Consider the following 26466-nt stretch of genomic DNA (forward strand, 5'->3'; position numbering starts at 1 on the left):
AAGCCATGGATCCCAAGGGCCGATATCAAAATTCGTCCCAGTCGTCCTTGTCGCGCACCAGCGCCGGGATGGCGGCGGCAGGCAGCGGCTTGGGCGGGGCGAGATAGGCCGGCGTCGGCTTGGCCGGAGACGAACCGGCGGCGGGGAGGGGGCCCTTGGCGGCGGACGGCTTCGGTGCAGGCGCGGCGGGGGCGGGGGTGGCGCGTGCCGGGGTTGCAGCCGGCGCAGGCTGATGCCCGACCGTGAAGACCGCCGCCTTTTGCGTCAGCACGCCGACTTCGCCGTTCAGGTTGCGCGCGGCGGCGGAGGCTTCCTCTACCATTGCGGCATTCTGCTGCGTGCCTTCGTCCATGCTCTGGATCGCGGTGGCGATCTGCTGGATTGCGGAGGCCTGCGCGCTGTTGTCGATCGACATCGCCGCGAGCAGTTCGTGCACCACGCCGACATCGTCCGAGATCGCGACCAGCGCGTGATCGACCTTGTGGACCGCATCGACCGCCAGAACGACGTCGTTCTGCGTCGCGGTGAGCTGTTCGCGTGCGCGCTTGGCTTCCTCTTCGGAGCGCATCGCAAGCTGCCCGACGAGATCCGCGACGACCGCGAAGCCGCGCCCGGATTCGCCCGCACGCCCTGCCTCGACCGCGGCGTTCATCGCCAGCACGCGCGTCTGGAACGCGATCTTGTCGAGCCCTTCGATGACGCTGTCGATGCCCTTGGCGCTGTCCGACACGCGGTGCATCGCCTGAACCGCCTGGCCCGCGGTGTCGCGCCCGGTGCCGACCGTGGCGATCGCCTGGTCTGCGCGCTGGACCGTGCTGTGGGCCTTATCCGCACCGGTCCGCAGCCGATCGTTGATCTGCGTGACCGCGGCCGAGGTTTCCTCGAGCGAAGCGGCGCTCGACTCAGTGCGGCGGGCAAGATCATCCGACGCCTGTTCGATCTCGTTCGATCCGTTGCGGATCGACCGCGCGCTTTCGGATACCGCGCTGATCAGGTCGCGCAGGCTGTCGAGCGCAGCGTTATAATGCGTCTTGAGCGCGGCGTAGCCCGCCGGGAAATCGCGATCGATCGGGCGGGTGAGATCGCCCTTCGCCATCATTTCGAGGTGGGAGGACACTGAGTCGATCACCATCGCCTGATCGGCATCGGCCTGCTTCTTAACCGCTTCGGCGCGGGCCTGTTCCTGCGCATTGTCGCGCAGCACCACCAAAGCCCGCGCCATCGCGCCGACTTCGTCCTGACGATCGACCGCGGTGACCGCGATCGTACTGTCCCCGGCGGCGAGCTGTCGCATGCCGGTTTCCATCGTGCTGAGCGGACCGGCGATGGTGCGGCGGGTGATGAGGATGCCCGCGCCGAGCGCGACGACCACGCTGACGAGCCCGATGAGCACCATGCTGCGCTGCGTGGCCGCAGCATCCTGGGAAAGCGTCTTGGTCAGGGCAGTCGAGGCGTTTGCGCGTTCCGTGATGACGGCGGACAGCTCGTCGCTGAATTGCGCATCCAGACGGTCCGCCTCCATCAGCAGCTTGCGTGCGGCGTCGTTGTCGTTGCGCAGGCCATAGCGGGTGGACTGCGCGACGGTCTGCTCGACTTGCGATAGCCGCGACTGGAGCGCCGGGATCTTGGATGCCACCGCCGGGTCGGCCTGGCCGATCCTCTGCAACAGCGCGCGCCCGGCATCGCCTTGCTGGCGCACTTCGGCGGCGGCCGCGCGGGACTCTGCGCTGGCACCGTCATACGCCATGACCTTATACCCCGAATAGACGATCGTTCCCGATGCGTCGGCGACCTGCGCAAGCCGCGCATTGTTGGGCAAGGTCGCGGTAGTGAGCGCGGCATAGCTCTTGTCAAGCACGCCCAACTGGCTTGCGCCATTGTAGAGGACGACCAGCATGACGACGCCGAGCGACACCAGCAACGTGGCGATCTTTACGGCGATCTTGAGATTCGAATAGATGTGCATCGACGCCCCTTTGCGTAAATGGACCGCCCCCGCGTGATCGCGACGAGGCAAGCATACCGACTGTTATAGATGCTCCGCACCACGACTGTTCGCGGGAGCGCGGGAATTGCGATCAGCGCAGGTAATCAACCAGGCTGAGGCTGCTCAACTGGCTGAAGACCGAGTAGCTGGCCTGCAACATCGTCTTCTGCTGCGACAGATCCATCGCGATCTGGCCAAGGTCGGCATCCTCGTTGGCGCTGATGATGCCCTTGAACAGGTTTGCGCGTTCGTCCGCCCGCGTCGCGAGCGTTTCGGCCTTGGCCTGGCGGTGGCCGTTCTCGGCGTTGAGCGCGCGCACCCCGGTCATCGCGTTGTCGAGCGCGGTGCCCGCGGCCTTGAGCGCAGCGTGTTGTGCCGGGGTCAAAGCGCCTGTGAACGGCCCGGCATCGGCAAGCGTGCGGAACACCTGCGCCAGTTCGCCGCCGACTTCGCGCGCGGTGATGCCATAGGTCATGTCGAGATTGTCGGCGACGCGCGCGCTTGCGTGGACGGTGCCGTCGTTGAAGTCGCTCGCCGGGGTCGCCGACAGCTCGGCCAGCGTGGCGGGTGCGAACGGGGCAGTGCTCTGCCCCCCGCCGAACAACGGCACGCCGCCTTCGTCCGCGTTGAGCAATGCCGAGAATTGCGAGAAGGCGCTTTCGATCGTGTCCTGCAGGCTTGCGGTTTCGCCGGTGCCCTGCGCCGTCAGCAGGCTTTGCTGGAGGTTGGTACCGAGCGTGTCGACGCCGCTAATCGCGGTGTCGTACAGCGCGAGCGTCGTGCCGAGCTGGCGTGCGACGCCCGATTGCGCCTCAGACCGTGCGAGCATCGAATGCGTCGTCAGCGTGCGCACCGCATCGGTGCCGAGCGCTGCGAGGTCGTTCGCCTTGCGGCCCGAGGCAAGCTGCGCCTGAGTCACCGCCAGCCGCTCCTGGTTGCGCTGGATCGCGTCGGCGGTGAGACGTTGCTGCGGGATGGTGGCGATCCGGGTCATGCAGGGTCCTTTCAGCGAACCATCGTCAACAAGGTGTCGTACATTGCGGTGACCGTGCTGATGACGCGCGCCGCGGCGGAATAGCTGTTCTGCAGGACGACCATCTGTGACAGTTCCTCGTCGATGTTGACGCCCGAGAAGCTGTCGCGCCGGTTGACCGCGTCGTCGCGTCGCGCCGCCGCCTCGGTCAGCCGTGCCTTGGCGAGCGCGGCGGTGCTGCCCGCACCACCCAGTACCTGCGCGGCGCGGCGATCGACCGAAGTCGCGCCTGCCATGCCGAGGTCGACCGTCCGCGCGTGCGCATCGGCATAGCCCGCCGCGCCGCTCCGGTCGGTGCTGCCGAGTGCGATCCCGCCGACGGTCGCGCGCGTATCGAGCAGTGCAAGCGGCAGGCGTCCGCTGTTGCCGAGAATGTCGGGGCGCACTTCGCCCGTCGCGAGTGCGCTCGCGCTGCCGGTCAGGCCCGCGATCGTCGTGAAACTGCGCCCAGTACCGGCGCGATCGGTCGAATCGCTTGGAATGGTCAGTACCGCGCCCGATACGGTCGGGTTGGGCTCGAAGCGCATCCGTCCCGCGCCATCCAGGGCGAAACTGCCGTATCGACCAAGCGGACTGGCGGCGAGATCCGCGACCAGGTCGCCGAAGCTGCCACCGGGCGTGGGGGTGAGCGTGTGTTGCGCAAGCACGCGGCCCGCACCGTCGCGCAGCATCAGTTGCGCGGTGCCGCCCGCGACGAACCCATGCGGATCGATCGCCGCGAAGCCGCTCGGGATGGTCGATCCGTCCGATCGGATCAGGTCGTTCATCCCGAACACCTGTGACAGCCCGATCCCGGCCCGCTGCGACGGGTTGGCGGGATCCTGTCCGATCGCGACGCCGGTGCCGGGGGCGGTGGCGGACAGCGTGAGGCGGCCGTTCGCGAAGGTTGCGCTCGCGCTGCCGCCAAGGCCGGCGTTGATCGCCGTGACCATGTCGCCGACGGTCGCCTGCGGCCCCATCGCATCGAAATCGAGCTTTGCCGCGGCGACGAGCTTGCCCGCGGAGTCCGTCACCGCGATGGTCGCCTTGCCCGTGAAGCCGAGCCGGTCGCCTGCCGTCAGCGGGGTAACCGCGCCGATCATCTGCGCGGGTGCAGGGGTTGCGGTGGCGGCGTTCGACGCAGCGTTGAGGGCCTGGCTCAGCCCGGTGAACAGGCTGCCCAACTGGTCGCGAAACCCGGGGATCGTGCGATCCCGTAAATCGAGCAAAGCACCCAGTTTGCCGCCCACCGCGGCATTGTCGATCCGGTCGCCGGTTGCGACGCCGGGCAACCCTGCGGAATCGGCGAAGCGAATGTCGACGCCCGGGTAGGCGGGTTGCGCCGCCCCGGCAGCGTTGCCGCCATTGGGATAGGACAGCAGCCGCAGCCGTTGATCGAGCAGCGGCGCGCCGCCTGCGGTTTCGATCGTGACGCGGCCATCGGGCTGGTCGCGCACCGTGACGCCGATCAGGCCGCTCAGATCCTGGATCGCGAGCATGCGCTGGTCCGACAGGCCCGACGAACTCCGCCCCAGCCCGTCGAGCCGCGACACTGCGTCGTTGAGATTGCTGATCTGCGTCAGCAGCGCATTCGCGCGCGTCACCGTGTCGCCGATTTCGGCATCGGCATCCGCCGACAGGCTGGCGGCGTCGCGGTCGACTTGCTGGAGCGAGCCGATCGCGTCGCTCGTCTTGGCGACGAACGCATCGGCGTTCTGCACGACCGCGAGCGAGCCGGTCAGCGCGACGCCCGCGCTGGAGATCGCGTCGAGCTGCGCGGTCAGGCTCGATTCCGCACCCGGCGCGCCGAGCAACGCCTGAAGCCGATCGAGATAGCCCGCGGTGGTTTCGGCCGATCCGACATCGCCTGCACGGCGATAGCTTGCGGCTTCGAGGAAGCGATCGGCGACGCGTGTGGTTTCACCGACGACCACGCCGTTGACGCGCCCGCCGATGACGTTGGTCGAGATGTTGAGCCTCTCGCGCGCGTAACCGGCCGTGCCGACGTTGGCGATGTTGGTCGACACGACGCGCAAGCCCGCCTGCGCGGCGTTGAGCCCCGACATTGCGGATCCGAGAATATCGCTGAGCGCCATGTCTTATGCCCTTTCGTCGTGCGCTGCCGACCTTTGAGTCTGTCGTGTTCCCGTCCGTTCCTGCCGCTTGCCGCGGTCCCTGTTGCGAGGGGCCCTTCGACTTCGCTCAGGGCGAACGGGGAGTGTTGCTTGGATCCACTCCAAACCCGTTCAGGCGGAGCCCAACCCGTTCAGGCTGAGCCCAAACCCGTTCGGGCTGAGCCCAAACCCGTCCGGGCTGAGCCCAAATCCGTTCGGGCTGAGCGAAGTCGAAGCCTTGCTGTCACCGGGTCCGTCGACCGTGTTCAGCACATCACCGCTTCAGGTTGCTGACTTCCTGCAACATGTCGTCGACCGTGGTGATGATCTTGGACGATGCACTGTAAGCGCGCTGGAAGCGGATCATGTTGCTGAACTCCTGCGCGAGATCGACCGTCGATGCTTCCAGCGTGCTCGCCCGGATCGTGCCGGCACCGAGCGCGCCGGGGCGGTTGATCGCGTAATTGCCCGATGCATCCGACATCAGGAACGCATTGCCCGACATCCGCGTCAGCCCGTCGGCATTGGGGAAGGTTGCGACCGGCAGTTGGAAGACCTTGCGCGCGATCCCGTTCTCGAACACCGCGCTGACCACACCCGCGTCCGACACCTGGACCGAGGCGATGTTGCCGAGCATCCCGCCGTTGACGCTCGACGTGATGAGCGCCGATTCCGAGCCGAACTGGGTCAGGCCGCTCAACCCCCCGTTGCTGCCGATCGCGAGCGTGATCGGGTCGGAGGCCGCGCCGTTGGTCCAGCCGGGATTGAGCGGGCCGAACATCTCGGAGGTATAGACCGCGGGATCGTTGATGATGCTGCCATCGGGATTGAAGCGGATCTCGCCGCTCGCGAGCACCCCGCCGGGCGCGGTCACCTCTGCCGGGTCGGCGTAGATTTCGCCGTGCCAAGCATTGGGGCCGGTCTTGACGAACCCCATGGTCACGCGGTGCGTGCCGCCTTGCGCGTCGTACACGTCGATCGCGCGGGTGAATTGCGGGGCGAGCGTGCCGCTCGCGATGTCGCCGCGCGTGACCGGTCCGGCGACGGGGACGGCGCTCGACTGGAGGTTGGCGCGCAGCTCGACACTGTTGGTCGCCATCGCGGTGCCGGTGAGGTCGTTCAGCCGGATCGGTTCGAGCGCGGCGACATTGCCGGTGTTTTCGAACGCGCCGCTGTTGTCGAGCCGCCAGCCCTGCAGATAGAAGCCCGCGGTATTGCGCAAGAAACCGGCGGTGTCGGGCTTGAACGAGCCAGCGCGCGTGAAGGCGACCGTGTCCTGGCCACCGAGACCCGTCCGCGTCACGAAAAACCCGCCGCCCTCGATGCCAAGGTCGGTGGTGTTGCCCGATGCCTGGAGCAGCCCCTGCTTCGAGATCAGCGCCTGCGGGCGTGCCGAGACGCCGCCCGCCGAATAGGTCGTGCGCGACCGGCCGTCGGTCACCAGCGTGCTGAACTGCGTGTCGGTGCCCTTATAGCCGATCGTATTGATGTTGGTGATGTTGTCCGCGACCGCGGCCATCGCGGCGGACTCGGCGCTGAGACCGGAAACACCGGCATAAAGGGCGGAATAAAGGCTCAACCGGGGTCTCCCACGTCGCAGGGTGCCGGATCGGGTCCGGCCATATCGCATCCATCATAGAGGGGTGGTGCATCCCCGGACGCGGCTGCTCCAAAAGGCTGAGACAAGGGGTGATTCGCGCGTCGGCGCGCCCGACGGGGGGGCTCGGCAGCTATAACAGCGCAATGCCTTTCCTTGGGGACGTTCTAGTGCGCAGCTTCGTATTGCATGACGGTGAAACGATGATCGTCAACGGCGCCGTATTGCGCGTGCCCGTCGCGACCGAAGTGATCGTCGACAATCGCGCCACCGTGCTGCGCGGTGACGCGATCATGGACGCCGGGCAAGCCACGAGCCCCGCACGACGGCTGTATTACGCTTGCCTCCAGGCGTATGTCGGCCAGGACGTCGTTGCCCAGCAGCGGCAGATCGTCGCCGATCTTGGCCAACTGCTCGAACGCCAGGGCGACGATGCCGCGCGCGCCGCCAGCGTCCGCTTCGCCAATGCAGTCGCGTCGTGCGACTATGTCCGCGGCTTGCGCGAATGCCTGACGCTGATGGAGCAGGAGGGCGTGCCCGCGCGCGATATCGCCGCAATGCTGGCGGCCTGAGCGATGCAGTCGCTTGCCGCCGCCACCCGTGCGCTCGCCGCCGCATCGCCCGATCGACGGTTCGGCCGGGTCGTGTCGGTGCAGGGCGCGTTGATCGAGATCGACGGGCTGGCGGGTGCGGCGGAAATTGGGTCGCGGATCGGGATCGAAACCGGCGGCGGTGTCGTCGCCGCCGAAGTCACCGGGATCAACGCCGGGCGCGCGCAATGCCTGCCGTTCCGCGATCCGCACGGGCTTCGTTCGGGTACGCGCGCGTGGCTCGAGGACGGCAGCTTCGCGGTGCGGCCCTCGGTGCGCTGGCTCGGGCGGATGGTCGACGGGCTGGGCCGCCCGATCGATGGCCTGGGACTGCTTCCCAACGGGTCCGACCCGCAACCGATCAAGGCAGCCCCCCCGCCTGCTGCGGGCCGGGCGCGCGTTGGCGGTCGAATCGAAACAGGAGTGCGCGCACTCGACCTGTTCGTACCGCTCTGTAGCGGGCAGCGGCTCGGGCTGTTCGCAGGCTCCGGTGTCGGCAAGTCGGTGCTGCTGTCGATGCTCGCGCGCTGGACGGCGTGCGATGTCGCGGTGATCGGGCTGATCGGCGAACGCGGGCGCGAAGTGCAGGAATTCGTCGAGGACGATCTCGGCGCCGAAGGCCTTGCGCGCAGCGTCGTCGTCGTCGCGACCTCGGACGAGCCCGCGCTGATCCGGCGTCAGGCGGCGTGGACGACACTCGCAATCGCCGAGCATTTTCGCGACCAGGGGCTCAACGTTTTGTGCCTGATGGATTCGGTCACGCGCTTCGCAATGGCCCAGCGCGAGATCGGTCTCGCCAATGGCGAACCGCCCGCGACGCGCGGATACACGCCGACGGTGTTTGCCGAGCTCCCACGGCTGCTGGAACGCGCGGGGCCGGGGTTGCCGGGGCAGGGGACGATCACCGGCGTGTTCACCGTGCTGGTCGATGGCGACGATCACAACGAACCTGTCGCGGACGCGGTGCGCGGGATCCTCGACGGGCATGTCGTCATCACGCGGCGGATCGCCGAGCGGGGGCGCTATCCCGCGATCGATCTGCTCAAGTCGGTGTCGCGCACGCTGCCGCATTGCCTGTCGGACGAGCAGAACCGGATTCGCCTTGCTGCGCGCGCACTGCTCGCGACGCATGGCGACATGGAGGAGATCGTCCGGCTCGGTGCCTACACCACGGGGTCGAACCCCGAGGTCGATCGCGCGATCCGGATCGCGCCGCAGATCGAGGCGCTGCTGACGCAGACCCGGCAGGACCGCGGCGATGCGGCTGACGCCTTCGCGGCGATGGCGCAATTGATGGAGGGGACCGATGCAGACGCCCTATGACGCAGCGCTTCGGGCGCTCGACCGCGAAATGGATGCACTGACGCAGGTGATCGCGGCATCGTCCGCGCGGCTAGGCGAAGCGCGGATGCTCCACCACGCACTGGTCGACAAGATCGTCGACGAGGCACGGCTGGCGGCGGCGGACAGCCGCCTGATCGGCGATCCGTATCTCGCCCACGCGCGCGGCGAACGGGAACGGCGCGGTGCCGAAGCGGAGACCGCGGCGGTCGAACTCGATCTGCTGCGGCAGCGTGCGGCACGGCAATATGCCGCGATCCGCGCGGTCGAATCCGCGGCGGACCAGTTCCGGGCCGACGTTCGCCAAGCGGATGACCGGCAGCAACAGGCGATGGTCGACGATATCGCCGCGGCGCGCTTCGCACGATTGCGGCGCTTGCACCAGGCCACGCCGCGATGATGGCGCCGGTCGGCACCAACGGCGACGCCGCACGGCTTACCCCGACGCAACGCGCCAATCTGATCGAGGCGGCGGCGCATGGCGCGCTGACCAACCGGTTGTGGCAGGCCGCGCTCGGGCAGGGGGATCGCACGGCCCCGCTCGACGGATTGTCCGATCAGCCCCACTCCACCACCAGCGATCCGTCGGCGCGCTATGCCGACCGGGTCGATCTCTCCAATCTGATTGCGCTGTTCGATGCGCGGCATGACGGCACCCCCCATGCTACGTTCGGCGAACCGTCCGCTCTCGACGCTGCATCCTGTCCGCCTGATGCAGCGATGCGCAACCTGGGGCCGAATGCGGTCCATGCCGACACCTTGCGCGCGGCGGCGGCGCGGTCGGGCATCCCCGATACTGCACTTGCCGCGATCGTGCAGGCGGAGGCGGCGAAGGATTCGGGCGGGCGGTGGAATTGCTATTCGCGCAACCCGCGGTCGAGCGCGGCGGGGCTGGGGCAATTCCTTGGCGGTACATGGCAGTCGATCGCGCAGAAGCCCGGAACGTGGCTCAATGCCGCGGCAGGGCAGCATGGCTGGCTCGATGCCAGCGGAAAGGTCCGGCCCGAGTCTCGCGCTGCGTTGCTCGCACTGCGGTATGACTCGACCGCGGCGATCCACACGATCGCCGATTATGCGCGGAGCAATCTCGACACGATCCGGCGGGCGGGATTGTCGGTCGGGAACGATCCGGCGACGATCGCGCGATCGGCGTATCTCGGGCATCACCTGGGGCCGGGCGATGTCGTCCGCTTCCTCAAGGGGGGGCTGGGCGCGACGCGCGCGCGGACCCTGCTGACCGCGCAGATCGGCAGCGGCGGCGCCAGTCGTGCGATTGCCGCGACCGGTGACGCGAGCGCCGCGCACCGTGCATGGCTGACCGCTTATGTCAGCCGCAACGTCCAGCCGCAGCGGTTCGCCTGACCGTGTCGTTCGGGTCTGCAGGGGTCATCCTATAGAATGGTTAATCCCATCTTCACCAGCAAAAATGCCCATTATGCGTAGTTTGACCCAAGTGGGAGCCCGGCGACCCGGGGAAATACGTATAGGATGTTTATGACCCCGTTTAACGCCCGCCGCCATGGTCGGGGCAACGGGAACCGCAACGGTGCAGCTCCCGAACGTCCCCGGGGGAGCCCATGTCCAAAACCACCATCGCGCTTGAACACGCCGTCGCAGAGGTGATCGCAAACCGTCCCGCGCCCGGCGTCGCGCCGACAATGCGCCAGCGGATCCTCGCCGACCGCGCGTTCGCTGCGGTGCTCAAGATCATCGCGCCACGGATCCGGCACTTTATCCGCCAATATGGACTGACCGGGCATTGGGACGACGCAGAACAGTGCTGCGCGATCGGCGTCCACCGCGCGATCGAGGCGTATGATCCGGCACGCGCGCAATTCACGACCTTCGTCAACTGGCAGTTGCGTGGCGAATTGCAGAGCCTGCGCTTCCGGCTGATGACCGACCAGCGCCAGTCCGCACGCCGGGTCGAGGCGACCACGGTTTCGCTCCACGCGACGGCGATCGGCGCGGACGGCGAGGCAACGTCGCTGGAAGCGATGATCGAGGACGAGGGCGCGCTCGACCGGACCGAAGCCGGCGTCGAAGGCATGATGGCGGACGACCTGCGCACCGCGCTGCTCGACGCCTATGTCGCGCAGCTTCGCGAAGTCGGGATCGAACAGCTTAAGCGCAAGGCACGCGCGGTGCGCTCGGTCCATGCCGACAGCCCTTCGCTACCGCGCTTCCGCGCCAGGCCGTCGACCCCCGACCCGATTGATCTCGCAGACCTCGAGACGCGGATCGCGACCCAGCGCGCGCTGGTCGAGCGTCGGCTGAGCGATGATGCGGGGCTTGGCGACGACACCGAAACCTGCCCGATCGAGCGCGAGCGGATGCGCCAGGTCGCCAAGCGCGCGGCGCGCGTGGTGGCGGAAATCGCGACCACCGACCCCCGTTTCGCGGGCTTTGCCGATCGTCGCAAGCCGTGGCCGCGCCGGCGCAAGACCGATCACGGCGCCGCCGAGACCTCGATCCTTCCCGATGCCCGGGCACCGCACAATGCGCTGGCGCGCGTGATCGTGCTTGATCCTGCCGCCGTCGACGCGATCGAGGGGACCGACCCGATCGAGCGTACGTTGGAGGCATTGCGCGGGGAATTGCCGCCTTACGGCATCGCCGCGCCGACCAGCAATCGGCTGCAGTGATGCAGAGCGCGGTGCTGCGGTCATGGCCCGATGCCAGCGAGGCGGATCCTTCCGATAGCATGGCGCTTCCGCGCAGTGACGCCTTGCTCGACCGGATCGCGGCCAATTTCTGCCTGGCGGTCCGCCCGCTGTTCGTCCGCAGCGACCCGGTCGCCGATCCGTTACTGATCGCGACACTGCACGATCCGCGGACGGGGGCGATGGGGTTACGCTGCTGGGACCGCGCATTGCGCGAAAGCGACCTGCCGCTCGATCGGGGTCGTCGCCGCGATCATGACATCATCCGCACCACAGCGATCCTCACCGAACTGCTGGCGGTGCGCTGGCCGAAGCCCGTGCGTCCCAACCGGATCGGTGTCCTTACCGATGGAACCGGCGTCGCGATCGCGCCCGCGGACCCGTGTCCGATCGAGCCGGGCTGGATCGACCGCAGGCTTGCCGACCCGCGCGGGCTGACCGCGTTGAAGCGCTTTGCTCCCGATGGTGGCCTGGCCGTATTGCGCGTCCCGCGGACGGCCAGTGCTGCATCGCAATAACCTCCGGAATGGAGCATTTACCCTCTAGGCGCACCGTTCTATGGTTCGGATGGGGTATGCTTGCGCGGCAAGCAAAAGTTTGAAGGTGTGTTCGCTTGGCGGAAGGTGACATGATGCCTCACGCAAAGCCCATGATGGCGTTCGATCCATTCCGCGCTGTGGTTTTTCCCAACCGCGTTCGCGAAGCCCGGCAGCGTGCGGGCTATGCACGGCTGTTGCCCTTCTCGGGTCGTGTCGCCGATATTCCGTACATCCGCCTGTCGAAGATCGAACGGGGTGAAGTCGTCCCGCGCGCGCAGGAACTTGCCAAGATCGCGCAGGCACTGGGGGTCCGCGCCGAGGAATTACTGCTCGACGTGGACGCCGCGCATTTTTCGATCGAACGCTGGGCTGCGCCGTTTGCCGACCGGCGCGCGCCCGATCTTCCCGAGGAAGAGTTCGCGCTGTCGCTGGCAGCTGCGATCCGGTGGCGGCGGCAAGCGGACCGGTCGCTGACGATCGCCGCGATCGAGCGGCTGTACGGGATTGCGCCTGTCACTTTGTCGCGCATCGAAAATGCACAACGCCCGTTCGCGCGCTGGAACGAGGCGACGCAGGCGGCGATCTTCGCGCTGCTCGAGGTGTCGGACGAACCGAGCCTGCGCGAGAAACTCGAGCAATTGTCCGCCGATGGATCGTTGCAGGCGATGGTCGCAGTGATGCAGAATCCGGCCGTGCGCGGCCAGCGGATGCGCGAACGGATGCTCGCGCTGCGCGCGGAGATTGCGAACCTCGGCAATGACGGAGTCGGCCGGGTCGCCATACCCCCGCCAACTGTACGGCAGCTCGCGGTGTACGGCGTGCCGCATGGCGACGGGCTGGTCGCGCGCACGCCAACCGGGCGCACGATCGCGGACCACGCCGGATGGGGACCCCGCGCGTTCGGCCTGCGGGTCGGTCGACCGACACTTGGCGGCGGATTGCCGGGCAATGCGATCGTCATTGTCGACCCCGATCGCTATCCGGTGGCGGGCGGGCTCGCGGTCGTGCGCGAGGGGGACGTGCCGGCATCGTCGGACCAGACGCAAGCAAACCCGGATGCGACCGTCGCCACCTACCGCATCGTCGCTGTCACGGTGGACCGCGATGGCCGGATGTTCGGCTACAGCACCACGCCCGCGATCGAAATCGCGTTCGACGAACGTCCATCCGAACAACTCGGCGCCATTATCAGCGCGTATTTCGTCTGAACCGACGCGGTTTTGGGCAGGAGCGCTTGCGCCACGTAACCTTTCGTCAACTGCCATGTGGCATCGCGCCGTCAACGACTATTGCGTTTCGACGGTAGTCGTCGCTTATTGTCGATCATTAGCGAAGCTTGGCCGAGCGGGAGAATAGTGCCCAATTCAGCGGTTGCGCATCTGGCAACAAACCCCGTCCGTCGTTCCAGTCTTATCGCCAGCCTGTCGGTCTGCGTGGTCAGTACGACGGTTGCGTTGCTTGGATGGTCGCTCGATCTTCCCCGCCTGCTGGATTACGGATATCGTGATCTTCCCGCGCATCCCGATGACCTTGCCGGTCTGTTGGCGGTATGCGCCGCGTTCATCGCGGCGCTGCGCCCGGCGCCGACCTGGCTGATCGCGTCATTGCTGTTCAGCAGCACGCTGATCGCGCTGCTATGTCTGTTCCAGCATCCGTTCATTGCCACGGAAGCGGTTCACGCCGGCATCACGCCCGCGATCCTGATCCTCCTGGTGATCAGCGTCGCGTTGCTGCGGCTGCGGCGGGTCGATCTCATGCGGGTGGCCGCGCTGACCGCGGCGCTTGCGGCAAGCCTAGCGATGCTCGCCGCGAGCGTGACGCTCCACGCGACCGGAATGCTGCCATCGCCGGGGTCGGTCACGCCCCTGATGGACCTTGCCGTAGCCCTGCCGATCGCGATTACTGCGATTGTTCTCGCCGCGGCAGTGCTGGTCGAGGCGTGCGACGGTGCGCTCGCGGTGCTTGCCCAGCAGGAGAATCCCGGCTGGCACAATCTGCATTACGTCTTGCCGTTCATCCTGGTGACGCCCGCGCTGATCGTCGTCGTGCAGGGGCTGATCGTGCCGTTGCCGCCCGACCTGATCCAGCTGCTGGCGGTCGTGCCGCTCGAGACGATCATTCTTGGTACGGTGGTCTGGTGGCTCGTCACCGGGCTCGTCACCGAACGCATGGCGACGCGCGAGTTTGCACGCGCGCTGGACAACGGTCCGATCGTCATGGTCGACGGTGCCGGGACGATCGTTTACTGGTCGCGCGGATGCGAGGAGCTGTACGGCTGGCCCGCGGCGCTTGCGATCGGGCAGAACAAGCATGCGCTGCTCCATTCGCGTACGCTGGACGGCACGCCGCCGCTACCCACGGGCGCCCCCGGCAAGGTCGGCGGCACCGAATTGATCGAACGCCATCGCGACGGACATGAAGTGCGGGTGCTCGAACAGGCGCGCAGTGCCGATGGCAGCACCACGCGTGCAGTGTTGTCGATGAGCGACATTACCGCGCGCGCCGCCGCCGAACGCGCGCTGGGTGACAGCGAGACCCGGCTGCTGCTGGCCGCGCAGGCGCATTCGATCGGGGTGTTCGAATGGGATGCGCGCAGCAACGCGATCCACTGGGTCGGCAACACCGAGACGATGCTCGGGGTCGCGCCGGGCACGATCCGCGACTACGCAAGCTGGGCGGCGGATGTCTTCCCCGAGGACCGCGAAACGATCGAGCGCCGCATGGCAGCGGCGATCTGGGCAAAGGCGGATCGGTTTTCCTTTACCTATCGCATGCGTCGCCCAGACGGCGAGGTTCGCGTGATCGAGGGATCGTCGCGCTGTTTCTATGACGAAAAGGGCCATCCCGATCGCGCGATCGGGGTCAACATCGACGTCACCGACCGCGTCGCCAACGAAACGCAATTGGCCGCCCGCGAGGCGCAATTGCGGTCCGTGCTTGAAACCGTACCCGATGCAATGATCGTGATCGATGAGAAGGGCATCATCCTGACCTTCAGCCCCGCCGCCGAGCGGCTGTTCGGCTATGCCGCGCGACAGGTGGTGGGGGCGAACGTTGCGCTGTTGATGCCCGATCATCACGGCGTGCACCACGACGATTACCTCCGCCGCTATCGCGAGACCGGTACCAGACGCGTGCTCGATCGGACGCGTTTCCTGACCGCACGGCGCGCGGACGGGCAGGAAGTGCCGATCGAGCTGCGCGTGGGGGAGGCGCGCTATGCCGACGTGCGCGTGTTCACGGGCTTCGTTCGCGACATATCCGAACGGCTGGAGTCCGAGGAACGCCTGGACTCGCTGCGGAGCGAGCTGACTCACGTCGGGCGGCTCAACGCGATGGGGGAACTTGCGGCCGGGCTGGCGCACGAGATCAACCAGCCGCTGACCGCGATCGCCAATTACCTCGCGGCGGCGCGTCGCGGCGTTGCGCAGCATGCCGACCAGGGCGGGCAGAGTTCGGCGATGTTGCTGGAACAGATCACCGCGGCGGGCGAACAGTCGTTGCGCGCGGGCGAGATCATCCGCCGGATGCGCGACTTCGCCGCACGGCACGAGACCGATTCGCGTGTCGAACCGGTCGAGACCGCAATCCGCGAGGCGAGCGCGCTCGTTCTCGTCGGCTACGAACGGCTCGACGTCGCGATCTGCTACGATCTAGACCCACAGGCGGACCATATGCTCGCCGACCGCATCCAGATCCAGCAAGTGCTCGTCAATCTGCTGCGCAACAGCCTCGATGCGCTATATACCATGCCCAAGGACAATCGGCGGATCCGGGTCGCGACACGGGCGCTGGACGCGGATTGGATCGAGATTACCGTGTCGGATTCGGGGCCGGGGATCGCCGACGTGATCCTGTCGCAGCTCTACATGCCGTTCACGTCGACCAAGGGGGAAGCGGGCATGGGGATCGGCCTGTCGATCTGTCGGCGGATCGTGGAGGCGCATGGCGGCAGCCTGCGCGCCGAAAATCTGGCCGCGGGGGGGGCTGCATTCAGCTTCACCGTCCCGCGTGTCGTCATCAAGCCTGGGGGCAAACAGCGATGATGCGAAGCGTTTATGTCGTGGACGACGATGATCCCGTGCGGCTGTCGCTGCAGACGTTGCTCCAGCAGATCCCGGGGCTGATCGTTCGCGGCTATTCCTCGGGGGATGCGTTCCTCGCGGCGATCGACGCCGCCGACCAGGGGGTGCTGCTGCTCGATTTCCACATGCCCGGCGCGACCGGGCTCGACGTGCTGCGCGCGCTCCAGCCGATGCGCGAACGGTTCGCGACGATCATGCTGACGGGGCGCGGCGACATCGGCATTGCGGTCCAGGCGATGAAGGCGGGGGCGCTCGATTTTCTCGAGAAGCCCTATGATCCCGACCAGTTGATCGAGGTGATCGAGGCGGCGTTCTGCCGGTTCGAGGATGATTGCGCACGCAATGCCCGGGTCGTGGAAGCGCGCAGCCGTGTGGCGACCTTGTCCCCCCGCGAACGCGAAGTACTGTTGGGGTTGATCGAGGGGCGCGCCAACAAGGTGATCGCGCACGATCTCGACCTGTCGCCGCGAACCGTCGAAATCTACCGTGCCAACATGATGGAGAAGCTCGACGTCGGCAGCCTGTCGGAGGCATTGCGGCTGGCGTTCGCGGCAGGACTGGTGACGCCGGCCTGATCCGGCGTCACGCCCGACCCCGTCAGGCGGCAAGCGATTCCGCGGCAAGTCCGTCGAGGATCGCGCGATTGACGCCGATCAGCGGTTCGATCGGCTCGCGCCCGGCGACGACGTCGCTGGTGAAGCGATCGACCCACAAACCGATCGAAATGATCCCCGCGCGCAAGGTATCGGGCAGCGCGTTGCCCGGCGCACCGCAGGCGGCGGCGAAGGTGTTCCACATCTCGCGGTTGCGATGCAGCACCGGCATCAGGCGTACCCCGTGCAGCCCCTGGTCGCGTGCGGCGATCATGTCGCCGACCATCTGGCCGATCAGGCGGCGTTCGGTGGCGCGGGGACTTTCGACGATCGTCCGCGCGCGACGATAGGCTTCGACCGACATGAACGCTCCTGCAACTGGATTTCGCTTTCCATTCTAGGCGAACCCGCGCGCGATCGGTCGCACCGGCAGCATCACTGCGAAAACCCGCCCCCCGCAACCGGTGACCCCGACCCCGCTCTATAATCTGCCAGACCGCGCTGTCGCAGGTCGGAAGGGGGATAGGCACCGCATATGCTGAACGGCGTAGGTTTCGTGATTATCCTCGCCTGCGTCTTCGGGAGCTTCCTGATGAGCGGCGGCAAGATGGAGATCATCCTGCACGCGTTGCCGCACGAGATGATGGCGATCGCGGGGGCCGCGATCGGCGCGTTCGTCGTGTCCAACCCGTTCGGCGTGGTCAAGCAGGCGGGCGGGGGACTGCTCCGCTCGTTCAAGGGCGGTCGGTGGAAGGACCAGGACTACCGCGACTTGCTGACGTTGCTGTTCGGGCTGCTCGTCACCTTCAAGAAAGGGGGCGCGACCGCGATCGAACCGCATCTCGACACGCCCGAGGAAAGCCGCCTGTTCAACCGCTTCCCACGGCTGCTCAAGGATCATCACCTGATCGAGTTCATCTGCGATTACCTGCGGATGATGACGGTCAACTTCGAGGATCCGCATCAGCTTGCCGAAGCGATGGAGAATGACATCGAGGCGCACCACCACCACGAACTCGCGCCGCAACATGCGCTGCAGGCAATGGCCGACGGCCTCCCCGCGATCGGCATCGTCGCCGCGGTGCTCGGGGTCATCAAGACGATGGGGTCGATCGACAAGCCGGTCGAGGTGCTCGGTGCGATGATCGGCGGCGCACTGGTGGGGACGTTCCTCGGCGTGTTGCTCGCTTACTGTCTGGTCGGTCCGCTCGCATCCAAGCTGCTCCAGGTGATCGAGGCCGACGGCAAGCCGTTCGTCATCGCCAAGACCGCCATCGTCGCGCACGCCCAGGGCATGCCGACCCAGGTCGCGATCGAGATCGCGCGCCGCGCCACCCCGTCGGAACATGCGCCGACGTTCCAGCAACTCGAGACCGCACTCGACGAGGCAAAAAATGACCTTAATGCCCAACCAGCCTGATCCCGAAAGCACGGTGGACACGATCCACCTGCCCGCGCACGGCACCACCGTCACTGCCGAGGACCTCAAGGTCCGGCTCGTCCTCGCCGCCAATCTGGGCGACCGGGTCAACGTCGATGCCAGCCGCGTCGAGAGCGTCGGACAGGCGGTGCTCCAGTTGCTGATCGCCGCGCGGATCGATGCGCAGGCGGCGGGCCAGGCCTTCGCCATCACCAACCCCAGCCCAGCCTTCACCGCACGCATTGCGGCGCTTGGCCTCAATCACACCCTGGCGATCACCGCCGAGGAGGACGTTGAATCGTGAGCAAATTGATTCTGACCGTCGATGATTCCGCGAGCATGCGGATGCTGCTGAAAACCTCGCTTACCGCGCAAGGGTTCAGCATCGAATCCGCCAATGACGGGGTCCACGGGCTCGCCCGGATGCACGAGGTGCAGCCCGACCTGCTCATCACCGACATCAACATGCCCGAAATGGATGGCTTCGAGCTGATCGAGGCGGTGCGTGCGCTGCCGCAGTTCCGCGGGACGCCGATCCTCGTGCTGTCGACTGAATTCTCGGACGAGAAGAAGGCGCGCGCGCGCTCGGCGGGTGCGACCGGGTGGATCACCAAGCCGTTCGAGGCGGCCAAACTGGGGGCGGCGATCCGTCGGGTGTGTCCATGAGCGACGAACTCGACGAGATCCAGGGCATCTTCTTCGAGGAATGCGCCGAAGGATTGCTCGCCGCCGAACAGGGTCTGGCCGCGATGCAGGGGGGCGACACCGCCCCCAAGACGATCGCCAGCGTGTTCCGCGCGGTCCATTCGATCAAGGGCGGCGCAGGGGCGTTCGGCCATGCCGCGCTGACCGCCTTCGCGCATCGGTTCGAGAATGTGCTCGACGAGATCCGCGCTGGCCGGATCGCGCCGACGCAGGGGGTCATCACGGTGATGCTCGGCGCGTTCGACAAACTGTCGGACCATGTCGCCGCTGCGCAGGGCACGATGGGCCTGCCCGACGATGCCGCATCGCTTGCCGCGCTCGAGGCGATCCTCGCGGGGCAGGGCGCGACACCCGCCGCGCCGGTCGAGGCTCCCGTGGCCGTCGCGCCGCCCGTCGTTGCACCCGCGATTGCCGACGAGATCGATCCGTTCGGGTTCGAGCCGGTGACGGTCGCGATCGAGGATTTTGCCGCGCCGGAAACTGCGCCGGCTGCTCTGGTCGAGCCCGAATGGACGATCCTGTTCGCGCCGTCGCGCGATGCGATGGCCAACGGAGCGGAGCCGATCCTCGTGATCCGCGAACTCGAGGGTCTGGGCGGGCACGTCACCGGCGTGGACACCAGTGGCCTGCCGCCGCTGCGCGATCTCGACCCGGAGCATGCCTATCTGCGTTGGACGATCAGCCTGCCCGGCGATGTCGGCGAGGATCAGATCGGCGACTGTTTTGATTTCGTCGCGCCCGATTCAATCGTCGAGATCATGCGCACCAGCGGCGAGCCGCTCCCGCCCGCGCCAACGCCCGTCATCGCCGACGCGCCGCTTCGCGAGCCGGGTGCGATCCACGACTTGCTCCAACGGGTCGAGGCGGCATCGCCCGCGATCGCGGCTGCGGCTGCGGTCGCCACCGCGACGGCGGTTGCCGACGGGCCTGCAAAGCAGGACCCGCGTACGACCGATACCGCATCGCAGACGATCCGCGTCGATCTTCACAAGCTCGACATGCTGCTCAACCTGGTCGGCGAGCTCGTCATCCGCGGGTCGATCCTGTCGGACCGGCTGTCCCCGGCGGACCAGCAGCGCGTCGAACTGCCCGAACAGGCCCGGTTGACGCGCGAGATCCAGGACACGGTGATGTCGCTGCGCGCGCAGCCGATCCGCCAGGCGTTCAACCGCGTGCCGCGGATGCTGCGCGACCTGACCGGCGAGACCGGCAAGCAGGTCGTGCTGGAAACGCAGGGGGAGACCACCGAAGTCGACAAGGGCGTGATCGAGAAGATCGGCGATCCGCTCACCCACCTGATCCGCAACGCGGTCGACCACGGGATCGAATCGCCCGAGGATCGCCTGCGCGCGGGCAAGCCGGCGCAAGGCACGATCCGCCTGTCCGCCGCGCAGAAGGGTGCACGGATCATCGTGACGGTCGCCGACGACGGCCGCGGGATCGACCGCACGCGCGTCCGCGCCAAAGCGATCGAAAAGGGACTGATCGGTTCCGATGCGGTGTTGTCGGACGAGGAGATCGACCAGCTCATCTGTGCGCCCGGTTTCTCGACCGCGACGACCGTGTCAAACATTTCGGGGCGCGGCGTCGGGATGGACGTCGTCCGTTCCAACGTCGAGGCGCTCGGCGGGCGAGTCGACATCAGTTCGACGCCGGGCCGCGGCACGACCTTTACGCTCGTTCTGCCGTTGACGCTCGCGATCCTCGACGGGATGGTGGTGCGCCTTGCGGGGCAGCGCTTCGTCCTTCCGCTCGCGCATGTGATCGAGGCAATCCGCCCCGAGCCGGGCCAGGTTCGCGCGACCACGCCGGGCAGCGAAGTGATCGAGGTGCGCGGCACGTATCTGCCCGTGCGCCGCCTGACGCAGATCTTCGGGCTGCCCGATCCCAACCCGCTGCCGCCCGAGGAATCGCTCGTCATCATCGTCGAGAGCGAGACCGCCGGGAAGGTCGGCCTGATCGTCGACACGATCGACGACCGCCGCGAAGTGGTCATCAAGAGTCTCGAACAGAACCTCCACCCGATCCGCGGACTGGGTGGGGCGACGATCCTGGGCGACGGTTCGATCGCGTTGATCCTCGACGTCGACGCGCTGGTCGCTCCCCTTTCCCGAACCCTGACACGAGGACTTGCCGCATGAGCATGACGGAAAATGCCGGCGAACTGAAAATGGTGACGTTCGCACTTGGCCAACAGACCTTCGGAATCGACATGCGGTCGCTGATCGAAATCCGCGAATGGGCACCGCCGACACCGCTGCCGAGCGTGCCGAGCTATATCCTGGGCGTGACCAACCTGCGCGGGACGGTCGTGCCGATCGTGGGGCTGGCCGAACGCCTCGGCTGGACGCCGAGCGAGATTCACAGTCGTTCGTGCGTGCTGGTCGTCAGCATCGCGGGCAAGCAGGCCGGTTTTCTGGTCGACGAGGTCAACGACATCGTCGGGATCCAGGAAGACGCGATCCAGCCCGCCCCGGATGTCGAGATCCAGGATACCAACGTGATCGCCGGGCTGGTGCAAATCACCACGCGCGGCAGCGACGGCGGTGCCGCGGCATCGACGATGGTGCTGCTGCTCGATCTCGATGCGCTGACCGTGACCAGCACCGCGGTCGCCGGGACGGTCGCCACGACGATCGCACCATTGGCCCCGCCGGTTGTGGACGGTGCGTCCGCGGGTGCGGTTGCCGGGCTGGATATCGCGGCGTGAGCGTTATCGGCCTTGCCCCCACGTCGACCGATGCGGGCACGACCGACATGCTCCCGGTGCTTGGCGATGCCGAGTTCCTGGCGCTCGCGCGGATCATGCAAAGCGACGCGCGAATCCACTTGCCGCCGGCGAAGAAGTCGCTCGTCCATTCACGCCTTGCGCGGCGGGTGCGCGAGAACAAGCTCGACAGCTTCCAGGCCTATGTCGCGCTGATCGAGCGCGATGCGGGCGAACGGCGGCGGATGGTCACTGCGCTGACCACCAACCACACGCACTTCTTCCGCGAGAACCACCATTTCGAGCATTTCCGGTCGACCCTGCTGCCGCGCTTGCGCGCGCGGCCCGCGGGTCGCCCGATCCGGATCTGGTCGGCGGGGTGTTCCAGCGGGGAAGAGGTCTATTCGATCACGATGACGCTGCTCGGCGAAAACGCCGCCGAAGCACGCTGGATGCAGGGCCGCGACGTCAAGTTGCTCGCGACCGACATTTCGCAACCGGTGGTCGATGCGGTCAACCGTGCCTGTTACTCCGCGCAGACCGTCGAACCGATCCCCGCGCCCTATCAGAAGGCGTGGCTCGTTCCCGACGATGCAGGGTTCCGCGTTGCCGATACGGCGCGTCGGCTCGTCACCGCGCGTGTGCTCAACCTGTTCGAGCGCTGGCCGATGCGTCAGCAATATGATGCGATCTTCTGCCGCAACGTCATGATCTATTTCGACGATACCGCGAAGGCCGAGCTCGAGGCGCGTCTGGTGGACCAACTCGCCCCTGACGGCTTCCTCTACATCGGCCATTCGGAGCGTCTGATCGGCGCCGCCGCGGAACGAATGCAGGCGTGCGGGCAGACGATCTACAAACCACGGGATACCGACTGATGCGCCGGACACGCGTCTTGATCGTCGACGATAGCGCAGCGATGCGAGCGGCGCTGACGCGGATCCTGTCATCCGACCCGCAGATAGAAGTCGTCGGCGCGGCGCCCGAACCGCATGCGGCGCGCGCGCTGATCCGCGATCTCAACCCCGATGTCATCACGCTCGACGTGGAGATGCCGGGGATGGACGGGCTGTCCTTTCTCGAACGGATCATGCGCCTGCGCCCGATGCCGGTGGTGATGGTGTCGTCGCTGACCGCGGCGGGGGCGATCACCACGATCGAGGCCTTGCGGCTGGGCGCAGTGGATTGCGTCGCCAAGCCGACCGGTGGGCCGGCGGGGTGGCAGCAGGACGCCGCCTTGCTGTGCCAGACGGTACGCGACGCCGCCGCGTCGCGCGCACGGCGGACCCACATCCAGCGCCGGGCCGCCCCCGCAGGCGCGCGCAGCGGTTTCCGCCAGCGCGTCATCGCGATCGGCGCATCGACCGGCGGGGTGGAAGCGTTGTTTCACATCCTGCCGCAGTTTCCGGCGGATTGCCCGCCCGTGCTGATCGTCCAGCATATGCCTGCGGCGTTCACGACCAAATTCGCGGAACGACTGAATCGCGATTGCGCGGTGAATGTGCGCGAAGCGCAGGACGGCGCGCCGCTTCTCCCGGGAACCGTCTATATTGCACCGGGGGGTACGCATCACATGATCCTCGACGGCGGCATTTCGGGCAAGGTCCGGCTAGTCGCGGAGGACCGGGTCAACGGGCATCGCCCGTCGGTCGACATGCTGTTCCGCTCGGTCGCCCCGCTGGGCGACAAGGCGATCGGCGCGATCCTGACCGGGATGGGCGACGATGGCGCACGCGGCCTGCTCGCGATGCGTCAGGCGGGGGCGCGTACCTTCGGCCAGACACGCGGGTGCTGCGTGGTCTGGGGAATGCCACGAGTTGCGCTGGAAATCGGCGCGGTCGATCAGGAAGTCAGTCTGTCGCAAATGGCCGGCGCGATTCTCGCCGCCTGCCGCGACGGGCAGAATAGGGAGCCATAAATGCCTGCCGCGTCAGCAATCAAGGTCATGGTAGTCGACGATCAGGCGAGCATGCGCGCAATGATTCGGCGTGCGCTCCAGGATTTCGGCTTCAAGGACATTCGCGACAAGGGGTCCGCCAGCGAAGCATTCGCCGCGATCCGCACCGACCGCGTACACCTCGTGATCTCCGATTATAACATGCCCGACATGGACGGGATCGACTTGCTGCGCGCGATCCGCACCGACGAGGTGCTCGCCAAGACGGTGTTCATCATGCTGACCGGCTCGTCCGACCGCGAGATCGTGCAGAAGGCGGCGGCGCTCGGGGTCAACAACTATCTGGTCAAGCCGTTCGCGCCGGCGGCGCTGAAGGAAAAGATCGAACGCGTCTTCGGTGCCCTGACATGAGCGCGCCGCCCGCGCGCCGCATCCCGATCATCCAGGGCGAACATGCCGTCGTGCGCGAACCCGATGCGATCATCTCGACGCTGCTCGGGTCGTGTATCGCGGTTTGCCTGCACGATGCCGAGGCGCGGATCGGCGGGATGAACCACTTCCTGCTGGGGGAGCCTCAGGCCGACCAGCTGCTGCGCGACGTCGACCTGCAACGCTACGGGGTTCATGCGATGGAATTGCTGATCAACGCGATGATGAAGGCGGGGGCCGAACGCGGCCGGTTGCGCGCCAATTTGTACGGTGGGGCCAACATCATCGCCGGGCTCGGTGGGATCGGATCCGCCAATGCGGCCTTTGCCAAGCGCTTCCTCGCAACCGAAGGCATCACGGTCGGTCAGAGCGACACGGGGGGCACGCTGGCGCGCAAGGTCGAATTCCGTCCCTATGACGGGAAGGTGCGGTGCAAGACCGTCGCGGATCGCCCGCTACCGCCGCCGATCACGCCCCGCATGCCGGCCGGGTGTGGCGAAATCGAACTCTTCTGATGGTAAGGTTGATGACACTCTCCGCCACCGCTACCGCCCATTCCGCTTCGCAAGACGCCGCGAACGCGACCCTGCACGCGGCGATCGCCGATGAATTGCGGCGTGTCCGCAACCGGGTCGAGACGCTTGCCGAGGCGCTCGTCGGCGACGCCTATTTCGTCGAACATTATCTGGAGCATCTCCAGGGGTTCGACATGATCGTCCAGTCGACCGACGAGACCGCCGCGATCCTCGACCGGCTCGCCGCGGGTACCGACGTCCATGCGGCGATAGCACCGGTGCGGCTCGGCTGCGTGCACGAACGGTTGCACGCCGCGGTGCGGAAAGGCTGACCGCGATGGCCAGCGCCGCCCCCAACGCCCGCCCGATCGTCATCCGCAAGATCAAGAAGTTCGGCGGCGGGCATCACGGCGGCGCGTGGAAGGTCGCCTATGCCGATTTCGTCACCGCGATGATGGCGTTCTTCATGCTGTTGTGGCTGATCAGCAATCCCGACAAGCAACGCCTGAAAGGCCTGGCGGAATATTTCTCGCCCTCGCCACCGGCCACGTCCGCGTCGGGTTTTGGCGAGAGTCCCGGCGAGCGTCCCGGCAACGGTGGCTATGCGCGCAAGATGGATGCGGATTCGGCGAAGCGGAGCGGCGTGCCCGCGATGGATGCGCAAAGCGCAGGCGTCGCGCGCGGCGGCACTGCGACGGTTCCCGACGCTTCGCTGCGCGTGCTCGCGCAGGAATTGCGCGTCGCGCTCGATACGCTGCCGTCAGGCGAAACGACCAGCGCGAGCAAGGTCGACGCGGATGGCGAAACGCTGCGCATCACGCTGATGGACACTGCCAACCGCCCGATGTTCCAGGGCGGCACCGCGAAACTCAACGCGTTTGCGGTCAGCCGGATGGCGACGATCGCAGGCAAGCTCGCGAAAGCGGGCGCACGGTTGACGATCGAGGGGCATACCGATGGCGCTGGTGGCCAGAGCGAAGCGAACTGGCGGCTGTCGGGCGAACGTGCGCTCGCCGCGCGGTCGGTGCTGCTCGGTAACGGGCTGACGCCGGACCGGATCGCGGGCGTCGTCGCGATGGCGGGGACCGAGCCGGTTTATCCCGACCAGCCCGATCGCCCCGAGAACCGCCGCATCACGATCGTCGTCAAGGGTGAACGACCCGCGCTGCCGACCGATGCGAGCTTCAAGTTCTGACGATGGGCAAGATCCTTTTCCCCCTGATCATCCTGCTGCTCGGCGCGGGCGTCGGCGCGGCGAGCGGGTTCGGCGTGCGCCATCTGTTCGGTCCGCCCGCCGCCACCGCCAAGGCTGCGCCCGCCAAGGTCGAGACCACGCTCGTCCCGCTGCCGCGGATGACTGCGCCGCTGGTGCTCCCCGACGGGCGCCTGTCGGGCTATGCCGCGTTCGAGGAACAGCTCGAGGTGCCGATCGAAGACGCCGCACGCGTGACGGCCGAGCTGCCGTATCTGCAACATGCGATCAACATGAGAACATATCGTATTCCGCTTGCCGCGGGCCGCGACGGCGCGCTACCCAATATCGATGTGTTTCGCCGCGTGACGTTGGATGCGGCGACCGAAGCTTTTGGCCGCGGTGTAGTGCGGCGTGTAGCGGTGACGCAGGCCGTTCCTGCATAAGACGTCTCGAGGACTTGGGATGAACGATCCTCAAACGATTACCAACGACCGCCGCAAGGCACGCGACGACCGGTTGGTCACGACTCTCCTGCTGGGTCGTGTCGTGACGCCACGCGGTGACACGGTCTGCCGGATCCGCAACCTGTCGCAGGGCGGCGCCAAGATCGAGATCCGCGCGCCGCTTGCGGTCGGGGATGCGGTGGCGATCGAATTGCGCGGCACGACGCTTGTGCCGGGCAAGGTCGCGTGGCTTGCGGGCAATGCCGCGGGGATCGCCTTTGCCGAGCCGGTCGAGCGCGACATGCTGCTGGGGCATTGCGGCGTAGGCATGTTCCGCCAGCGCAGCCCCCGGCTCGAGGCGGATTGCCCCGCGATCCTGCGCGTATCGGGGCATGTTTGTACCGTCCATCTGCACGATATCGGGCAACGCGGCGCGTGCGTCAGTGGCGCGGGCAATTTGCCGCGCGACGCGGCCGTTCGGCTCGAGGCAGCCGGGCTGGGGCAGGTGCCGGCGGTCGTCCGCTGGTCGAAACCCGACGCGGTCGGGTTGTTCTTTCTCGAACCGATCCCGTTCGCGACGTTGTCGACCTGGTCGCAGGACGCCGCGACGCGCTTCTCCTCGCGCGGGTAGGGC

General features: G+C 67.1%; 27 protein-coding genes. 22 read left to right on the top strand and 5 right to left on the bottom strand.

Going from position 1 to position 26466, the window contains the following annotated elements:
* Positions 1–25: 25 nt before the first annotated feature.
* The 4 genes from AC3WJR_RS00230 to AC3WJR_RS00245 all read right to left on the bottom strand — a co-directional run bounded on the left by AC3WJR_RS00230 (position 26) and on the right by AC3WJR_RS00245 (position 6692).
* Complete coding sequence (locus AC3WJR_RS00230) at positions 26–1966, bottom strand: methyl-accepting chemotaxis protein (protein WP_492721313.1); 1941 nt, start codon at positions 1964–1966, stop codon at positions 26–28.
* 112 nt (positions 1967–2078) lie between these two features.
* Positions 2079–2981 carry a flagellin gene (locus AC3WJR_RS00235; protein ID WP_492721315.1) on the bottom strand — a complete coding sequence of 301 codons (903 nt, stop codon included), beginning with the start codon at positions 2979–2981 and terminating at the stop codon, positions 2079–2081.
* An 11-nt stretch (positions 2982–2992) separates the two neighbouring features.
* Positions 2993–5095 (bottom strand): FlgK family flagellar hook-associated protein, encoded by a 2103-nt coding sequence (locus AC3WJR_RS00240; RefSeq protein ID WP_492721316.1) that lies wholly within the window; start codon positions 5093–5095, stop codon positions 2993–2995.
* A 292-nt stretch (positions 5096–5387) separates the two neighbouring features.
* Complete coding sequence (locus tag AC3WJR_RS00245; RefSeq protein ID WP_492721318.1) at positions 5388–6692, bottom strand: flagellar hook protein FlgE; 1305 nt, start codon at positions 6690–6692, stop codon at positions 5388–5390.
* Between the two features lie 164 nt (positions 6693–6856).
* Here AC3WJR_RS00245 and AC3WJR_RS00250 point away from each other — a divergent pair, with 164 nt between their 5' ends.
* The 9 genes from AC3WJR_RS00250 to AC3WJR_RS00290 all read left to right on the top strand — a co-directional run bounded on the left by AC3WJR_RS00250 (position 6857) and on the right by AC3WJR_RS00290 (position 16503).
* A complete protein-coding gene (locus tag AC3WJR_RS00250) occupies positions 6857–7282 on the top strand; it encodes a flagellar biosynthesis repressor FlbT (protein ID WP_492721319.1) in 426 nt (141 codons plus the stop codon).
* A gap of 3 nt (positions 7283–7285) precedes the next feature.
* Entirely contained in the window at positions 7286–8623 is a 1338-nt protein-coding gene (gene fliI / locus AC3WJR_RS00255) for a flagellar protein export ATPase FliI (protein ID WP_492721320.1), read from the top strand.
* Positions 8607–9041 (top strand): hypothetical protein, encoded by a 435-nt coding sequence (locus AC3WJR_RS00260; protein WP_492721322.1) that lies wholly within the window; start codon positions 8607–8609, stop codon positions 9039–9041. The genes fliI and AC3WJR_RS00260 overlap by 17 nt, the downstream gene beginning before the upstream one ends.
* On the top strand, positions 9038–10003 hold the full coding sequence (locus tag AC3WJR_RS00265; protein WP_492721324.1) for a peptidoglycan-binding protein: 966 nt from the start codon (positions 9038–9040) through the stop codon (positions 10001–10003). Before AC3WJR_RS00260 ends, AC3WJR_RS00265 begins: the two co-directional genes overlap by 4 nt.
* Before the next feature lie 215 nt (positions 10004–10218).
* The gene (locus AC3WJR_RS00270; RefSeq protein ID WP_492721325.1) at positions 10219–11286 is read left to right on the top strand and encodes a sigma-70 family RNA polymerase sigma factor; all 1068 of its coding nucleotides are present in this window, start codon (positions 10219–10221) and stop codon (positions 11284–11286) included.
* Positions 11283–11822 carry a hypothetical protein gene (locus AC3WJR_RS00275; RefSeq protein ID WP_354283971.1) on the top strand — a complete coding sequence of 180 codons (540 nt, stop codon included), beginning with the start codon at positions 11283–11285 and terminating at the stop codon, positions 11820–11822. Before AC3WJR_RS00270 ends, AC3WJR_RS00275 begins: the two co-directional genes overlap by 4 nt.
* 110 nt (positions 11823–11932) lie before the next feature.
* Positions 11933–13051, top strand: coding sequence for a helix-turn-helix domain-containing protein (locus AC3WJR_RS00280; RefSeq protein WP_492721327.1), 1119 nt, complete (start codon positions 11933–11935; stop codon positions 13049–13051).
* A 225-nt stretch (positions 13052–13276) separates the two neighbouring features.
* Positions 13277–15889 (top strand): PAS domain-containing sensor histidine kinase, encoded by a 2613-nt coding sequence (locus AC3WJR_RS00285; protein ID WP_492721329.1) that lies wholly within the window; start codon positions 13277–13279, stop codon positions 15887–15889.
* Positions 15886–16503, top strand: a complete 618-nt coding sequence (locus AC3WJR_RS00290) for a response regulator transcription factor (protein ID WP_354283977.1) — start codon at positions 15886–15888, stop codon at positions 16501–16503. Before AC3WJR_RS00285 ends, AC3WJR_RS00290 begins: the two co-directional genes overlap by 4 nt.
* Positions 16504–16525: 22 nt before the next feature.
* Here AC3WJR_RS00290 and AC3WJR_RS00295 read toward each other — a convergent pair whose 3' ends face one another.
* On the bottom strand, positions 16526–16885 hold the full coding sequence (locus tag AC3WJR_RS00295; protein ID WP_492721331.1) for a flagellar biosynthesis regulator FlaF: 360 nt from the start codon (positions 16883–16885) through the stop codon (positions 16526–16528).
* Positions 16886–17056: 171 nt separating this feature from the next.
* Between AC3WJR_RS00295 and motA the strand changes: the two genes are divergently transcribed.
* From motA to AC3WJR_RS00360, 13 genes are read left to right on the top strand one after another with little or no spacing between them, the layout of a single operon-like run.
* Positions 17057–17941, top strand: a complete 885-nt coding sequence (motA, locus tag AC3WJR_RS00300; RefSeq protein WP_354283981.1) for a flagellar motor stator protein MotA — start codon at positions 17057–17059, stop codon at positions 17939–17941.
* Positions 17916–18245, top strand: a complete 330-nt coding sequence (locus tag AC3WJR_RS00305; RefSeq protein WP_354283983.1) for an STAS domain-containing protein — start codon at positions 17916–17918, stop codon at positions 18243–18245. Before motA ends, AC3WJR_RS00305 begins: the two co-directional genes overlap by 26 nt.
* The gene (locus AC3WJR_RS00310) at positions 18242–18607 is read left to right on the top strand and encodes a response regulator (protein ID WP_277969011.1); all 366 of its coding nucleotides are present in this window, start codon (positions 18242–18244) and stop codon (positions 18605–18607) included. Before AC3WJR_RS00305 ends, AC3WJR_RS00310 begins: the two co-directional genes overlap by 4 nt.
* The gene (locus tag AC3WJR_RS00315) at positions 18604–20787 is read left to right on the top strand and encodes a chemotaxis protein CheA (protein WP_492721333.1); all 2184 of its coding nucleotides are present in this window, start codon (positions 18604–18606) and stop codon (positions 20785–20787) included. The genes AC3WJR_RS00310 and AC3WJR_RS00315 overlap by 4 nt, the downstream gene beginning before the upstream one ends.
* Complete coding sequence (locus AC3WJR_RS00320) at positions 20784–21356, top strand: chemotaxis protein CheW (protein WP_492721334.1); 573 nt, start codon at positions 20784–20786, stop codon at positions 21354–21356. Before AC3WJR_RS00315 ends, AC3WJR_RS00320 begins: the two co-directional genes overlap by 4 nt.
* Positions 21353–22231, top strand: a complete 879-nt coding sequence (locus tag AC3WJR_RS00325; protein ID WP_492721336.1) for a CheR family methyltransferase — start codon at positions 21353–21355, stop codon at positions 22229–22231. Before AC3WJR_RS00320 ends, AC3WJR_RS00325 begins: the two co-directional genes overlap by 4 nt.
* Positions 22231–23271 carry a protein-glutamate methylesterase/protein-glutamine glutaminase gene (locus tag AC3WJR_RS00330; protein ID WP_354283991.1) on the top strand — a complete coding sequence of 347 codons (1041 nt, stop codon included), beginning with the start codon at positions 22231–22233 and terminating at the stop codon, positions 23269–23271. The genes AC3WJR_RS00325 and AC3WJR_RS00330 overlap by 1 nt, the downstream gene beginning before the upstream one ends.
* The gene (locus AC3WJR_RS00335) at positions 23272–23661 is read left to right on the top strand and encodes a response regulator (RefSeq protein WP_277969008.1); all 390 of its coding nucleotides are present in this window, start codon (positions 23272–23274) and stop codon (positions 23659–23661) included.
* Positions 23658–24194 (top strand): chemotaxis protein CheD, encoded by a 537-nt coding sequence (locus AC3WJR_RS00340; protein ID WP_354283994.1) that lies wholly within the window; start codon positions 23658–23660, stop codon positions 24192–24194. Before AC3WJR_RS00335 ends, AC3WJR_RS00340 begins: the two co-directional genes overlap by 4 nt.
* A gap of 11 nt (positions 24195–24205) precedes the next feature.
* Positions 24206–24526, top strand: coding sequence for a hypothetical protein (locus AC3WJR_RS00345; RefSeq protein WP_492721337.1), 321 nt, complete (start codon positions 24206–24208; stop codon positions 24524–24526).
* Between the two features lie 5 nt (positions 24527–24531).
* Positions 24532–25389, top strand: a complete 858-nt coding sequence (locus AC3WJR_RS00350; RefSeq protein WP_492721339.1) for a flagellar motor protein MotB — start codon at positions 24532–24534, stop codon at positions 25387–25389.
* A 2-nt stretch (positions 25390–25391) separates the two neighbouring features.
* On the top strand, positions 25392–25832 hold the full coding sequence (locus tag AC3WJR_RS00355; RefSeq protein ID WP_354284000.1) for a hypothetical protein: 441 nt from the start codon (positions 25392–25394) through the stop codon (positions 25830–25832).
* A 19-nt stretch (positions 25833–25851) separates the two neighbouring features.
* Complete coding sequence (locus AC3WJR_RS00360; protein ID WP_354284002.1) at positions 25852–26463, top strand: PilZ domain-containing protein; 612 nt, start codon at positions 25852–25854, stop codon at positions 26461–26463.
* Positions 26464–26466: the final 3 nt, after the last annotated feature.

It is taken from the genome of Sphingomonas sp. FW306-05-A, assembly GCF_058782275.1.